This window comes from Fructilactobacillus sp. X1R3C1, from assembly GCF_059901545.1.
Map to the genome: position 1 here is coordinate 45,438 of NZ_JBWXUT010000005.1, position 13,993 is coordinate 59,430.

A 13,993-nucleotide genomic window follows, 5' to 3' on the forward strand; every position below is an offset into this window, starting at 1 on the left:
CAGTCAATGCTCCTAGTTTAACTAAAATAATTGAAAAGTGCCCTGATTGGGAGATACAGAATTACAAATAAGATCAGGTTCAACACTAACGTTGGCCCTAAAGTATAAATCAATAACTGTACACCACTAAGAGAGGCAATATGTGCAATTCGGTCACCTAAGTAGCTCAAAATAAATACCACCAAAACATCCCCAACATAAAGTAGAGATGAAGTGACCATGTTTTCACGCACAAATTTTAAAACCATTCGATTAATATAAACCACCAGCGGAAATGCAAACGTAAAGATCCCAATAATTCCAACGTAATAAATATCATAAACGATTCCAATTCCTAAGGCCCACCAGCCCATGTGTAATTTCTCATGGCGCGCAAAAAGAGTGGCCATTACCAACCACAATAAGGTTAAGTAAGGTACCATTGAAAATTTGCCAAAAAGTACTGGTGAAAAAAGTTTAGAAATCGTTCCTTCCAGTAGAAATGAAATGACCAACCCAATTGGATATAAGAACTTTAACCGGGAAGGACGTCTCATTGGACTTCCTCTTCTAATCCTTCTTGCCAATTACGGTCACCGCCTCAATATCATCCATGTTTGCAGCTGGTTTAATGTTGACTTTTTCAGAAATACCATCACTATTTTGTTTAGTTCCAGCAACTTTTCCGACATAAAGTCCCTTAGGAGTCACGCCACCAAGACCATTAGTCATAACTTTCGTCCCAGTCTTGATCTTGTCTTGATTAGTAACACTTCCCATTACCAACTCATTAGTATCACGATTATAACCGTCAATTAATCCATTAACGACTTTCTTTTCTCCTTGAACCTGAACCGCAAAACGACTAGCAGTATCACTTTTGTCGGTGATTAGTTCGACTTTACTGTTGGTCTTATTAACTTCAGCAACCCGACCAACTAATCCAGAATTAACAATTACAGACATGTTCTTTTGAACTCCTGCAGCCGATCCCTTATTAATGATCAGTTGATTTTGCCATGAGGATGGCGTCCTAGTAATTACGCTAGCATTAATCGCCTTGTAGTCCGTGGGAGTCCCCTTGATATTTAACTGTTGTCTTAATTTTTCATTTTCATTTTCCAGTGCTTGATTTTTAACTTGAGTTTGAGCTAATTGTTCAACCTGACCCTTTAAATGATTATTTTCCTGATAAGTATTTAACAAATTATCAGTGGCACCAAACAATGAGCCAACGCCATTGGCAGGAATACTAACAATTCGATCGCCAAATCCAACAACATCATTTCCAACTTGTTGAATCAATGGAGGAGTAGCACGATTTTTTCGCACTGCCACTGACCCACTAATCAAACCTAAGCCAATAATTAAGCAAACGACAATGATTACTAGCTTTCGACTTGAAAAAAACTTGTGCATAATAATCCTCCGTACGTGCTTAAAATAAATAAGCGGGAATTCATCCCCGCTTATCCAATTTATTTTCTATTCATTGCCTCAATACTTTTAAGCGATTCACCGGTTCCAATTGCTACACAATCCATCGGATCTTTGGCAATTGTCACAGGAACTTGAGTGGCATCCGATACTACTTCTGGGAGATTTTTGAGTAGAGCACCGCCACCGGTAAGAACAATTCCATGATCAATCACATCAGCAGAAATTTCAGGAGATGTCTCTTCTAGAGTTTCTTTAATCGTAGTGATAATCTCAAGAATGTCTTCGTGCATTGCAGAAGCCACATCCTCCGCAGTTACTTCAACTGACTTAGGAAGGCCGGTCAGTAAGTCTCTTCCACGAACGGTTTCATCATTCATGTCCTTTGCGGCACCAATTGATGCAGAACCAATGGTACATTTCAAATGTTCTGCAGTTGGTTCACCAATTAGCACATTATAATTTTTTCTGATAAAGGTAACGATCACTTCGTTCAACTTATCACCAGCCATTCTCACCGAACGTGATGATACGATCCCACCAAGAGAAATAGTAGCGACGTCGGTAGTTCCACCACCAATATCAACAACCATGCTTCCAGTTGGATCCATAACTGGTAGACCGGCACCAATTGCAGCAGCAAATGGTTCTTCGATTACATAAGCATCCTTTGCTCCAGCAACTCGAGTAGCATCAATTACGGCACGCTTTTCCACAGCAGTGATACCACTTGGAACACAAACCATTACGTAAGGCTTACCACCGTGGCTTCCCAATGCTTTATCGATATAATATTTCATCATGGTCACAGTAGTATCATAATCAGCAATTACACCGTCTTTCATTGGACGAATAGCTTCAATGCTGGCAGGCGTTCTACCAATCATAGATTCGGCTTGTTGACCAACAGCAACAATCTCGCCAGTTTTTGTATTTTTAGCAACCACAGAGGGTTCTCGTAAAACGATTCCTTTTCCATCAACATAAACAATGGTATTAGCGGTTCCTAAATCGATTCCGATGTTTTTTGTACCTAATCCGAACAATTTATTCATCCCTTCAATTTTAAGTTTTAATTTTTAAGTAATTACTTTGATAAGACTAGTATATCATACTGCATTTATATCAGTCAGAAATATAAGGCCAAAATTAGTTACTTAAGTTTTTCTTCATTTTCTTTAATATATTTTCTAACTTCCGAGATAAATAACAGCGATCCAGTAACCAAAATTAACTGATTATCATTTTTACTGTCACGGACCTTTTTTACCGATTTGTTCAGTGCTTTATGCCAATCGCTAACTAATGAAACATTGGGAAAGTTATTGATATCAAGTTTAGAAAAGTCAGCACTTGCTCGCTTTTCTCCCGCAGAAAACCGTGTCAAAATAACGTCACTATTAGATAAAGACTTAACAATTTTTAGCATTTCTGGATACTGTTTGTCAGCGAAAACCCCCATCACAATTGTAAGATGAGAATTCCTCCACTTACTACTTCTAAAACGAAGCGACGACAAAAGGCTCTGAATTGCTGGAACATTATGTGCCCCATCAATCATAATCGTGGGATCATTATTAATTACTTCCATCCTTCCAATCCATTTTGTTGAACTAATTCCCGCTTTGACCGAAGAAATCATGGATGGTTCTGTCATGTTTAAATATTTGAACGCATAAACCAAGAAAGCTTCAATCGCAATTGCAGCATCTTCCATTTCAAAACTTCCAATTTGTTTCATTGAAATGTCATCAATGTTCAAATAATCACTTAAAAAATTAAAACGATTTTGATTTACCGGCACGAATTGATAATCACGCTTTAATTCCCAAATTGGACTATCTAATTGATTTGCTGCTCGTTCAATCACCTTTCTCGGACCTTCTTTGATCCCTCCAATCACACATGGACGGTTTTGGCGAATAATTCCAGCCTTATTATCCGCAATTTTTTCTTCCGAATCACCAAGCAGTGCCATGTGATCCATCCCAATGGTAGTAATAATTGACATTTTCGAATTAACCACGTTGGTGGAATCGGACCTTCCTCCAATTCCGGCCTCCACAATCACAATGTCAACCGGATGCTTACGGAAATAGATGAACATCATAGCGCAAATGATTTCAAATTCAGAGGGACCTAAATCAGGATCATTCTTATCAATTTCATCGACAATCGGCTTAATTTCACGCACCAACTCTAAAATTTCATCATCTGAAATTGGTTGATTATTCACACTGATCCGCTCGTTGAACTTAATCATAAATGGTGAAGTAAAAGTTCCAACTGAGAGTCCAGAAGCCATTAACATGTTACTTAAATAAGCAACACATGAGCCCTTTCCATTAGTTCCCGCTACGTGAATGCAGTTTAGCGTTTTTTCTGGAAAATCCAATTTCTTCATAAAGTGATCCATCCGCTTTGTAGGTGGTTCTTTTTTAATTCGTGGTCTACCATGGATATACTTTAATGCTGCACTGTAACTATCAATTACCATTGCCACTCCTCTAAAAAGAAGGCTCAGCTGTTTAGCTGAGCCTTCTTTTACTTATTTAAAGCATCGATTACATCTTTAAGTCGGATTTTAACGGCTTTAAGTTTAGCCTCATTGTCGGTTTGCTTTTCTTTTTGCTCATTGACAACTGTCTCTGGAGCATTGTCTAAAAACTTTTTATTAGCTAGTTTCTTCTGTGCTCGTTTGACTTCTGATTCAAATTTTTGGACTTCTTTTTGTAGCCGTTCTTTTTCATCATTGAGGTCAACCAGTTCATCCAGTGGGATGCTGATCTCAGCATCAGTAATTACCGATGTCATAGCCAATTTAGGAATATTAATGTCAGAACCAATCTCTAACTTATTAGGGTGACCAAATCGTTCAATGTAGTCACTGTTATCTTCTAGTACCCTTTTCAAATCGGAATTCTTAGTTTTAACTAGAATGTCAACTGGACTAGATAGTGGTGCATTAACCTCCGAACGGATATTTCTGACCGCTTTAATAACGTCAATCAGATGATTCATATTTAATTCTGCTTTTTTATCATCAAATTCATCATGAGTTACTGGATACGCAGCTACCACCAATGATTCACCAACGTGCGGCATTGAAAGCCAAATCTTTTCAGTAACAAATGGCATAACTGGTTGGAGTAATCGCAAGATTTGATCCAAAACGTACGCTAGGATATTTCGCGTGTTTTGTTTGGCTTTTTCATCTGAGCCAGTCAAAATTTCCTTACTCATTTCAATGTACCAATCACAAAAATCATTCCAAATAAAATCATAAAGTGAACGGTTGGCTTCACCAAAGTTAAACTTGTCATATTCTTCGGTAACATGCTTAACAACAGAGTTTAATTTCGAAAGAATCCATCGATCGGATAAGTTCCATTCTGATTGAGCTGGTAACTCTGGTTTAGACATATCACCTAAATTCATGATGACATAACGACTGGCATTCCAAATCTTATTGACAAAATTCCAGGCTGATTCAACCTTACTATAACTAAACTTCATGTCCTGTCCAGGCGTTGTTCCAGTTGAAAGGCACCATCTCAAGGCATCCGCTCCGTACTGATCAATAACATCCATTGGATCAATCCCGTTACCTAAAGACTTACTCATCTTAACCCCATGTTCATCACGGATTAAACCATGTAACAGCACGTTTTTAAATGGACGCTTACCGGTAAAATGTAAACTTTGAAAAATCATTCTTGAGATCCAGAAGAATACCAGATCATAACCAGTTACAAGCGTGTTGGTAGGAAAATAGCGTTGATAATCTTTTGAGTCAGTATCAGGCCAACCAAGGGTTGTAAATGGCCATAAAGCTGATGAAAACCAGGTATCCAACACGTCTGGATCTTGCGTCCAGTTTTCGGGATCCTTAGGAGCGTTTTCGCCAACGTAAATCTTGCCAGTCTCATTATTGTACCAGGCAGGAATCCGATGTCCCCACCATAGTTGCCTTGAAATAACCCAATCATGAACGTTTTCCATCCATTGCATAAAGGTATGCTCAAATCGTTCTGGAATGAAACTAACCGCATCATTGGTCTTTTGATTCTCCATTGCCTTTTTGGCCAATGGTTTCATTTTTACAAACCATTGAGTCGAAAGACGAGCTTCAACCTGAACCCCGGTTCTTTCAGAATGACCAACCGAGTGAACAATGGGATCAATTTTAATCATCAAGTCTTGATCTTCAAGGTCCTTGACCATTGCCTTTCGAGCATCAAAACGATCCATGCCTTCATACTTCCCAGCATTTTCGTTCATCGTAGCGTCTTCGTTCATGGTATTAATCCGTTTTAAATCATGTCTGTTCCCAACTTTAAAATCATTAGGATCGTGGGCTGGGGTAATCTTAACCATTCCAGTCCCAAATTCAGGATCAACGTACTGATCGGCAATAATCGGAATCGTCCGATTTACGAGTGGAACAACGACCTCTTTACCTACTAAATCTTTATAACGATCATCACTTGGGTTCACTGCGACAGCAGTATCACCCATCATAGTCTCAGGACGAGTTGTAGCGATTTCAATGTAATTCTTTCCATTAAATTTCGTATCATCAGCAAACGGATACTTAACGTGATAGAAAGCGCCTTTATCATCTTTGTGAATAACTTCAATATCAGATAAAGCAGTCCGAGCCTTTGGATCCCAATTAATAATGTATTCACCACGGTAAATTAACCCTTGATTGTACAAGTCAACAAATACTTTCCTGACGGCTTTTGACAAACCATCATCCAACGTAAAGCGTTCACGACTGTAATCAAGTGATAATCCCAGTTTGGCCCACTGTTTATGGATCGTATCAGCAAAGTCGTCTTTCCATTCCCAAACCTTATCGACAAATTTTTCACGACCTAAATCGTACCGCGATATCCCCTTCTCGTTAAGCATGGCTTCAACTTTTGCTTGAGTTGCAATTCCCGCATGATCCATCCCAGGAATCCAAACGGTATCATAACCTTGCATCCGTTTCTGTCTAATTAACATGTCTTGAAGAGTGGTATTCCAGGCGTGACCCAAGTGAAGTTTACCGGTCACATTTGGCGGAGGTAAAACAATTGAATATGGTTTTGCCTTTTTATCCCCATTTGGCTTGAAAACATCCTCATCAAGCCATTTTTTATACATCCCTGCTTCAACTGAGTTGGGATCGTATTTCGTTGACATATCTACTTCTTTTGCCATTTTTTCACCTCATTTAAAATAAAAAGCATCCGTCCATAATAGGACGAATGCTCGCGGTACCACCTAAATTGAATTATTGCTAATTCCAACTTAACTAGATAACGGCTAGTACCGATTACATCTTAATTCATTCAACATAACTGCTCACAAGCAACAATGATCATTTTAACGCATGGACTTTCCAGCACGTGTCCACTCTCTGCGCGTCATAACAACCAACCTCTTGATCAAAGCATTTAACATAATAAATATTACTCAATTTACAATCTTTAGTCAATCACATTAAAGTAATTCTGAAAAAACATCTTCATTAGCGTTCAAATAATCATCATTTGGGTGAATCTTACTGATCGTAATACCCTCAATGGCTTCTTTCATTAAACCATCCACGTCAATGTTTTTTTCAAACTTTCTGGCTTTCTCCACGTCCGGCTTCGTTTTCGGTGCTGGTGGAGTAAAGATCGTACAGCAGTCCTCATAAGGAAGAATTGATAAATCATAAGTGTCAATTTGTTCAGCAATCTTGATAATCTCAGTCTTATCCAAAGAAAGCAACGGACGTAGAACTGGCAAATTAGTCACATCATTAATGGCGCGCATACTTTCTAAAGTCTGTGAAGCAACTTGTCCTAACGACTCACCGGTAAATACTCCATCACAATGACGTGAAATGGTAATAGCTGCGGCAATTCTCAACATCATCCGGCGCTGAACCGTCATCAAGTATCCCTCTGGAACTTTTTCTTTAATCTCTTCTTGAATCTTAGCAAATGGGACTTGGATAAAATCAACGGTTCCACCTAATGCCGAAAGCTTCGCCGTGAGGTCCTTAGCTTTTGCTAGCGCTTGTTCACTAGTGTATGGAGGACTGTAGAAATGAATCATATCTAACTTTACCCCACGCTTCATGGCCATGTACGCCGCAACGGGTGAATCAATGCCTCCTGAAAGCATCATGGTACCACGTCCGCCAGTTCCAACTGGTAGTCCTAATGCTCCCTGAATCGTCTCACTTGATAAATAAATGCCAGACATTCTGACATCAATCTGTAAGTTAATGTCAGGTCTTTTCATTTGAGCTTTAATCCCATCTAAATGATCTAAAACATACCCGCCAACCTCATCATTTACTTGATAAGTGTTTAATGGATAATCTTTATTCTGGCGGTTAGTTGAAATCTTAAATGTTTGGCCACTCTGGAATTGATTCGAAATCATTGCAAGTGCCTTTTTCTGAATGTCTTCAATTGGGGTATTTTTTCCCAACTTAACAACTGGTGAAAAAGTCTCAATTCCAAAGACTTTTTTTAAGGCTGCCATCACTGGAGCTGCATCTTGACCATGCAAACTGACATGTAACCGATCCCGTTGGGCGTCAACGGTGACTCCATCAAACTGTTTTAAAACTTGCCTAATGTTATGTCCCAGCTGCCCAATAAAGACCCTGCGATTTTTTCCCTTTGTGGACAGTTCGCCGTAACGAACCATAATCTCACTATACTTCACACCCTCACTCCTTTACTATTCTTTAATGATTATCTAACTTAACTTTTTGAATTCTTCGTACAACTCATCAAATACTTGATTAAACTTATCAGCTTCATCTAAAGTATTTTTGTCTCCTAAGGAGATTCGAACGGCACTGCGAGCGATGCTTGGGTCTACTCCCATAGCATCTAAAGTTCCTGCCGTTTCCTCTTTTTTGGATGAACAAGCGCTCGTAGTAGAAATGTAAATCCCATGTTCTTCAAAGGCATGCACGATCGTTTCACCTTTCACTCCTTCAATTGCAAAGCAAAGAATGTGTGGAGCAAAGTGGTCTGATAAACCGGAGAAAGGATGAACCTTGTTGAACTTAGTAATATGAGCATAAATTCGTTCTCTGATCTTTTGTTCACGTGCAATGCTTTCAGATTCATGATCCGAAATGATTCTGAGTGCTTTAGCCATCCCTACTATCGCAGGCAGATTCTCAGTCCCACTCCGTTGCCCTCGTTCTTGGCCACCACCATCCATTAATGGAGCAATCTTACGACCGTTTTTCCCATATATCAAACCAATTCCTCTGGGAGCATGAAATTTATGCCCAGAAAATGTGACAAAATCAACTCGATCATTGAAAACCAAATCGTGTAGACCTTTACCAACAGCCTGGACGGCGTCAACATGAAAATGAATTTTGGGATATTGTTTTAAGACATCACTAATTTCATTGATGGGTTCAATAGCGCCCATCTCATTATTAACCGCCATGATTGACACCAAGATAGTATCCGGTCTAATAGCGGATTCTAAATCTTTTGCTGAAACTCGTCCCTCTTTATCAACGGGTAAATAAGTAACGTCAAATCCCAAATCTTCTAAAGCGTGCATTGAATTTTTCACCGCTGCATGTTCAACAGAAGAAGTGATGATATGCTTACCAAATTGATGTTTCTCTTTGGCGGTCCCCTTTATAACCCAATTGTCACCTTCAGTTCCTCCACTAGTAAAGTAGATTTCGTTAGGTTCTACTCCTAAAATTCTCGCAATTTGATTTCTTGATTGATTCAATAAATTAAACGATTGTTGACCAAAGTTATGAAGACTGGAAGGATTTCCCCAGATCTTTTCACTTACCTGATTATAGGTATCCAAAACCTGACTATCTACTTTAGTCGTCGCACTATTATCAAAGTAAATCATTTGGTACCCTCTCTTTCTAATTCGTCCAAATTACAACAAGATTTATTATACCAGCATTGAAACATAATAAAAACAAGCTGAATTGTTCCAACTCTAATTCAGCTTGTTCGTGCTTACTTTTGATTTTGTGAATCTTGCTTATTTTTGTAATAAGTATTTTCAATTCGCTTGTAGGATCCAGGATTGGCTTTATCAATCGCAGTGGCAATGGTTTCTAAGCTTTCAGGATACTTATATTCATCGTCAAACAGATGCTTAGCTTTTACCAGTGCTCTATTAATCTCTGGATCAGAATTTCGATAACGATTGGCATATTGCATCACTTGCTCAGCAAGCGATGAGCTATCAATCAAATCATCAGTCTTCTCTTCAAGAGTATCCCGATCTGATTTAATCACGCTTAACTGTTTTTGAACATCATCCATACTAATCTTGACCTTATCCATCGTCCGATTAAGATCCTTAATCTCGTCAGCCACAATGCCAAAGTAGTCAATGTAATCCTGTGATATACCCGGTAAATTCAGCTCATCAATCTTACGCTGAATCCCATGAAGTTCCAAATCAAGATCATCTAAGACCTGATGGGCCTTCTGCTCTTCATCCTTAAAGTCAGCAACCGAATCATTAATGGCCCGTTGTTTCTTTTCAATCTCCGTTAATTGACTATCGCTACTAGTAACGTTGTCAAGGATGTGAGTATAAATGGCTTTCTTGTTGTCAATTGCCTCACGATCTTTTTTATAGGTAGCTTCAATCTCATCAATTTGTTTTCCTAAAGCATTGGCCTTATCAATCTCACCATGTTCTAGTGAGTAATTATGACTGAGTCGATCTAATTCATCGATTAAAACCTGATTTTGTTTTTTGGCGTGTTGGATATATTCTCCGGTGATCTTAAATCCTTTATCAACTTTTTTCTTAGCAATTAATTGCTTTTCCATTAAATCGTAAAGACGATCAATCTTGGTCTCAATCTCACTATCAGAATCCTTGGCCAACTTTAAATCAAGGTGAGCAATATTTTCAAGGTTATCGGAAACGGCTGTTCTTAATTCCTCTAAAGAGACGTCAAATTCATCATCAGCAAATTCATACCCACTTGCATTCATTTTAGAATGAGTTGAGCTAATCTCATCAATTTGATTTTTAAATTCTACATTATTAGTAGCATATAAATGAGGAATTTGTTGCACATCAGCTTCTAACTGATTAGTTGACTTATTTAAATCACCAAGAATTTTATCAGCCTTTTCGTGATCACCATTTTTTGATAGATTAGAAAAATCATCAAAGGTCCCTTCAATCGTCGACAACTGATTTTCAAGCGCATCAATTGCGGGCCCAAAGGAAGCATTCTTAGTAAGCAATTCTTTTCGAAGTTCTTTATAACGACCTTCTAAATCAGTAATGGCCTTCTTATGTTCAGAATTCAGCTGATTCATTTTAGCTAAAAACTGACGAATTACCTTTACATCATCTTCTGAGGTTTTAATTTGTTGTTCCGCATCTGAGCATGCTTCCCGTGTCTTAACAAAGTTAATTCCTTTTGCGTCACTTTTCACCGCTTCGACGTTATTTTTGACGGAAGGAAGTAAATTATTAGTAACGTTATCAAAATCAGCTTGAGCACTATTAACGCTACTTAATGAATCACCGGTGAGGCCGATATCTTTCACCTTATTAATCTCATCTTGCAGATTCAAATCATTTAGGCGCTTAACGCGTTTTTCAATTGTTTCAGCAATTTTTAATAAATGGTGCTGATACATGACCACGGCACAATAAATTACAGCTACTACAACTAAAATTCCAATAATGACGTTAACCATTAAATACCCGTCCTTCAACAAATTAATTATGTATAAACTTTTCCTCGTTATTAAAGTAATTATATCATAAATGAGAAAAATTTATGATAGCATTCTGAGCTTTTAAGATCATCGACTGCAACGTTGCATTGACTTTTAAGTGCTAATTTCATATAATTGAGCTTGTGTAAAATAATGCAGCAGTATGCGGTAAGCTCGTCAACATGTCCTTGCTACTTGTAGTTTAATTAGTAACCCACTGGCTGCTGAGGCGAAAGTTCAGAGGGATATGCACGAATACTAAGCGTACATCGTTATTTTACTCCAAATATTTTATTGGAGGATTCATTTATGTCAAGATATACAGGTCCAAGTTGGAGAATTTCTCGTCGTCTTGGAGTTTCTTTATCAGGTACTGGTAAGGAATTACAACGTCGTCCATATGCTCCAGGTGTTCACGGCCAAGGTCGTCGTCAAAAACTTTCAGAATATGGTGTTCAATTACGTGAAAAGCAAAAATTACGTTACATGTATGGTTTAACTGAACGTCAATTTTACTCATTGTTTAACCGCTCTGGTAAAATCCGTGAGGGTAAGCATGGTGATAACTTTGAAATTATGCTTGAAAGCCGTTTAGATAATATGGTTTACCGTTTAGGCTTAGCTACCACTAGACGACAAGCTAGACAATTAGTTAACCACGGTCATATTACCGTTGATGGCAAGCGGGTTGATATCCCTTCTTACGAAGTAAAGCCCGGTCAAGTGATCGGTGTTCGTGAAAAGGATAAGGACATGGGCATCATCAAAGAAGCTGTCGAATCAGTTGTGAGCCGCCCTGCTTATGTATCATTTGATGCTGATAAGCTTGAGGGTTCATTGACTAGATATCCACAACCAGATGAATTAAATGCAGACATCGATACTTCATTAGTTGTTGAATACTACAACCGTTAAAATATTGTGTCTGTTAAAGAAAAGGCGATCTCGATTGAGACCGCCTTTTTGTATCTCCAATTTCTTTAATGTTAAAATGTAGTAAATACTCAATAAGGAGCAAATATTATGACAGATGACAAAGGATCAGTTCAAAATCGACTTGATCAAGCAATGAGTGGAAAATCCCCTCAAATTAACCCAGATGAGCAACGAAAATACTTGGGAACTTTTCGAGAACGGGTCGACTTCGCCATTACGGTTTCTGAAGATAAAAACCAGGATGCAATCGATCAGTTAAGTAAAGAAATGAAACAACACCCCACTTATCAACTCTTCATTAACGGCAATATAGCTGAAGAACAGCAACAACCGTACATGAAGTTAGCCAGTCAAAATAACACCAACTTTACTTTAAAAAACAACAGCACTTATGGTACGATGCCTAATCAATATGCCGTGGTCTTAGTTTCCCCTGATGCAATTAATAAAGACCATATTGATTTTGATCCTAGTAAGGTTAACGCCAAACATGACAACGATCAACCTAAAAAACACCAATCATGGTTTTCACGGTTATTTAAGTAGAAAGAAGCTATAGAATGCAAAAGCCCCTCGCCTACAGAATGAGGCCCACTAAAATTGAAGATATTGTTGGCCAACTGGATTTGGTTGGCAAGGGCAAGATTATTGATCGCATGGTAAAAGCTAAAATGCTTTCATCAATGATTTTATATGGTCCACCTGGCACCGGAAAAACCAGCATTGCAAGTGCAATTGCGGGTTCGACTAAATATGCTTTTCGGATGTTAAATGCAGCAACTGATACCAAAAAGGACCTCCAGGCGGTAGCTGAAGAAGCTAAAATGAGTGGAACGGTAGTGTTATTACTAGATGAAATCCATCGGTTAGATAAGACCAAGCAGGATTTTTTGTTACCACTACTAGAAAGTGGGCAAATTATCTTAATCGGGGCAACGACAGAAAATCCTTATATCAATATCAGTCCGGCCATTCGTTCTAGAACAGAAATATTTCAAGTTCATCCATTAACCAGTGATGACATAACCAAAGCCGTTAAGCGAGCACTAGCGGACAAGCAAAATGGCTTAGGTAATCTAAAGATCAAACTTGACCATAACGCCATGAGCTTTTTAGTTCACAGTACCAACGGCGATTTGAGAAGTGCTTTAAACGCCCTAGAATTATCCGCCAAGTCCACTAAGCCTGACCAAGATGGCGTCATTCACATTACTCTGGCTGATATTGAAGCTTGTTTACAAAAGAAAGCACTAAGTCAAGATAAAAATGGCGACGCTCACTACAACGTGATGTCAGCACTTCAAAAATCAATTCGTGGCTCCGATGTTAACGCGGCCCTACACTATGCCTCGAGGTTAATTGAATCAGGGGATTTAAACTCCCTAACAAGAAGATTAATGGTAATTGCGTATGAAGACATTGGGTTAGCTAATCCGGCTGCTGCTTCCAGAACAGTATCGGCAGTGCAAGCTGCTGATAAACTCGGTCTCCCTGAAGGACGGATTCCGCTATCTGATGCCATCATTGATCTTTGTCTTTCACCAAAATCAAATTCAGGAATTACAGCGATTGATAAGGCTTTATCTGACGTAAAAACTGGCAATTATGGAGACATTCCTGATCACTTAAAAGATGCCCATTTCAAGGGTGCCAAAAAACTAGGACACGTCGGTTATAAATACCCACATAATTATCCCAATGATTGGGTTAAACAGCAGTATCTTCCTGACAAAATTAAGAATGCCAAGTACTACCAACCAAAGCTGAACGGTAAATACGAAAGAGCTCTAGCTGATCAATATGAAAAAATCAACGAGGCTGAAAAGCATGTCGGAAAGGAATAATTGTCGATGCTCATCAAAGTTTTAATGTTATTTTTCTCCGTAATTTTA

11 protein-coding genes and 1 other annotated feature are annotated in these 13,993 nt (G+C 38.5%); of the genes, 3 read left to right on the forward strand and 8 right to left on the reverse strand.

Annotation, left to right across the window (positions count from 1 at the left end; genetic code table 11):
- Window positions 1-17 precede the first annotated feature (17 nt).
- The 8 genes from mreD to ezrA all read right to left on the reverse strand — a co-directional run bounded on the left by mreD (window position 18) and on the right by ezrA (window position 11,144).
- Window positions 18-566: a rod shape-determining protein MreD gene (gene mreD, locus AC6UD8_RS05950; protein WP_500694375.1), complete on the reverse strand. Its 549-nt coding sequence runs from the start codon at window positions 564-566 to the stop codon at window positions 18-20.
- On the reverse strand, window positions 550-1,398 hold the full coding sequence (gene mreC / locus AC6UD8_RS05955; protein ID WP_500694374.1) for a rod shape-determining protein MreC: 849 nt from the start codon (window positions 1,396-1,398) through the stop codon (window positions 550-552). Before mreC ends, mreD begins: the two co-directional genes overlap by 17 nt.
- A 59-nt stretch (window positions 1,399-1,457) precedes the next feature.
- On the reverse strand, window positions 1,458-2,462 hold the full coding sequence (locus AC6UD8_RS05960) for a rod shape-determining protein (protein WP_500694426.1): 1,005 nt from the start codon (window positions 2,460-2,462) through the stop codon (window positions 1,458-1,460).
- A gap of 107 nt (window positions 2,463-2,569) precedes the next feature.
- Window positions 2,570-3,913 (reverse strand): bifunctional folylpolyglutamate synthase/dihydrofolate synthase, encoded by a 1,344-nt coding sequence (locus AC6UD8_RS05965; RefSeq protein WP_500699818.1) that lies wholly within the window; start codon window positions 3,911-3,913, stop codon window positions 2,570-2,572.
- A gap of 47 nt (window positions 3,914-3,960) precedes the next feature.
- Window positions 3,961-6,627, reverse strand: a complete 2,667-nt coding sequence (locus AC6UD8_RS05970; protein ID WP_500699817.1) for a valine--tRNA ligase — start codon at window positions 6,625-6,627, stop codon at window positions 3,961-3,963.
- Between the two features lie 36 nt (window positions 6,628-6,663).
- Window positions 6,664-6,867: a binding site (T-box leader), on the reverse strand.
- A 42-nt stretch (window positions 6,868-6,909) separates the two neighbouring features.
- Window positions 6,910-8,133, reverse strand: a complete 1,224-nt coding sequence (gene thiI / locus AC6UD8_RS05975) for a tRNA uracil 4-sulfurtransferase ThiI (protein WP_500699816.1) — start codon at window positions 8,131-8,133, stop codon at window positions 6,910-6,912.
- A 33-nt stretch (window positions 8,134-8,166) separates the two neighbouring features.
- Window positions 8,167-9,312 carry a cysteine desulfurase family protein gene (locus AC6UD8_RS05980; RefSeq protein ID WP_500694370.1) on the reverse strand — a complete coding sequence of 382 codons (1,146 nt, stop codon included), beginning with the start codon at window positions 9,310-9,312 and terminating at the stop codon, window positions 8,167-8,169.
- A 113-nt stretch (window positions 9,313-9,425) separates the two neighbouring features.
- Entirely contained in the window at window positions 9,426-11,144 is a 1,719-nt protein-coding gene (gene ezrA, locus AC6UD8_RS05985; RefSeq protein ID WP_500699815.1) for a septation ring formation regulator EzrA, read from the reverse strand.
- Window positions 11,145-11,474: 330 nt separating this feature from the next.
- Between ezrA and rpsD the strand changes: the two genes are divergently transcribed.
- The 3 genes from rpsD (at window position 11,475) to AC6UD8_RS06000 (ending at window position 13,945) form a co-directional block, all read left to right on the forward strand.
- A complete protein-coding gene (rpsD, locus tag AC6UD8_RS05990) occupies window positions 11,475-12,080 on the forward strand; it encodes a 30S ribosomal protein S4 (RefSeq protein ID WP_039144319.1) in 606 nt (201 codons plus the stop codon).
- A gap of 108 nt (window positions 12,081-12,188) precedes the next feature.
- The gene (locus tag AC6UD8_RS05995; RefSeq protein WP_500699814.1) at window positions 12,189-12,647 is read left to right on the forward strand and encodes a YueI family protein; all 459 of its coding nucleotides are present in this window, start codon (window positions 12,189-12,191) and stop codon (window positions 12,645-12,647) included.
- A gap of 14 nt (window positions 12,648-12,661) precedes the next feature.
- Window positions 12,662-13,945 (forward strand): replication-associated recombination protein A, encoded by a 1,284-nt coding sequence (locus tag AC6UD8_RS06000; RefSeq protein WP_500699813.1) that lies wholly within the window; start codon window positions 12,662-12,664, stop codon window positions 13,943-13,945.
- Window positions 13,946-13,993 lie beyond the last annotated feature (48 nt).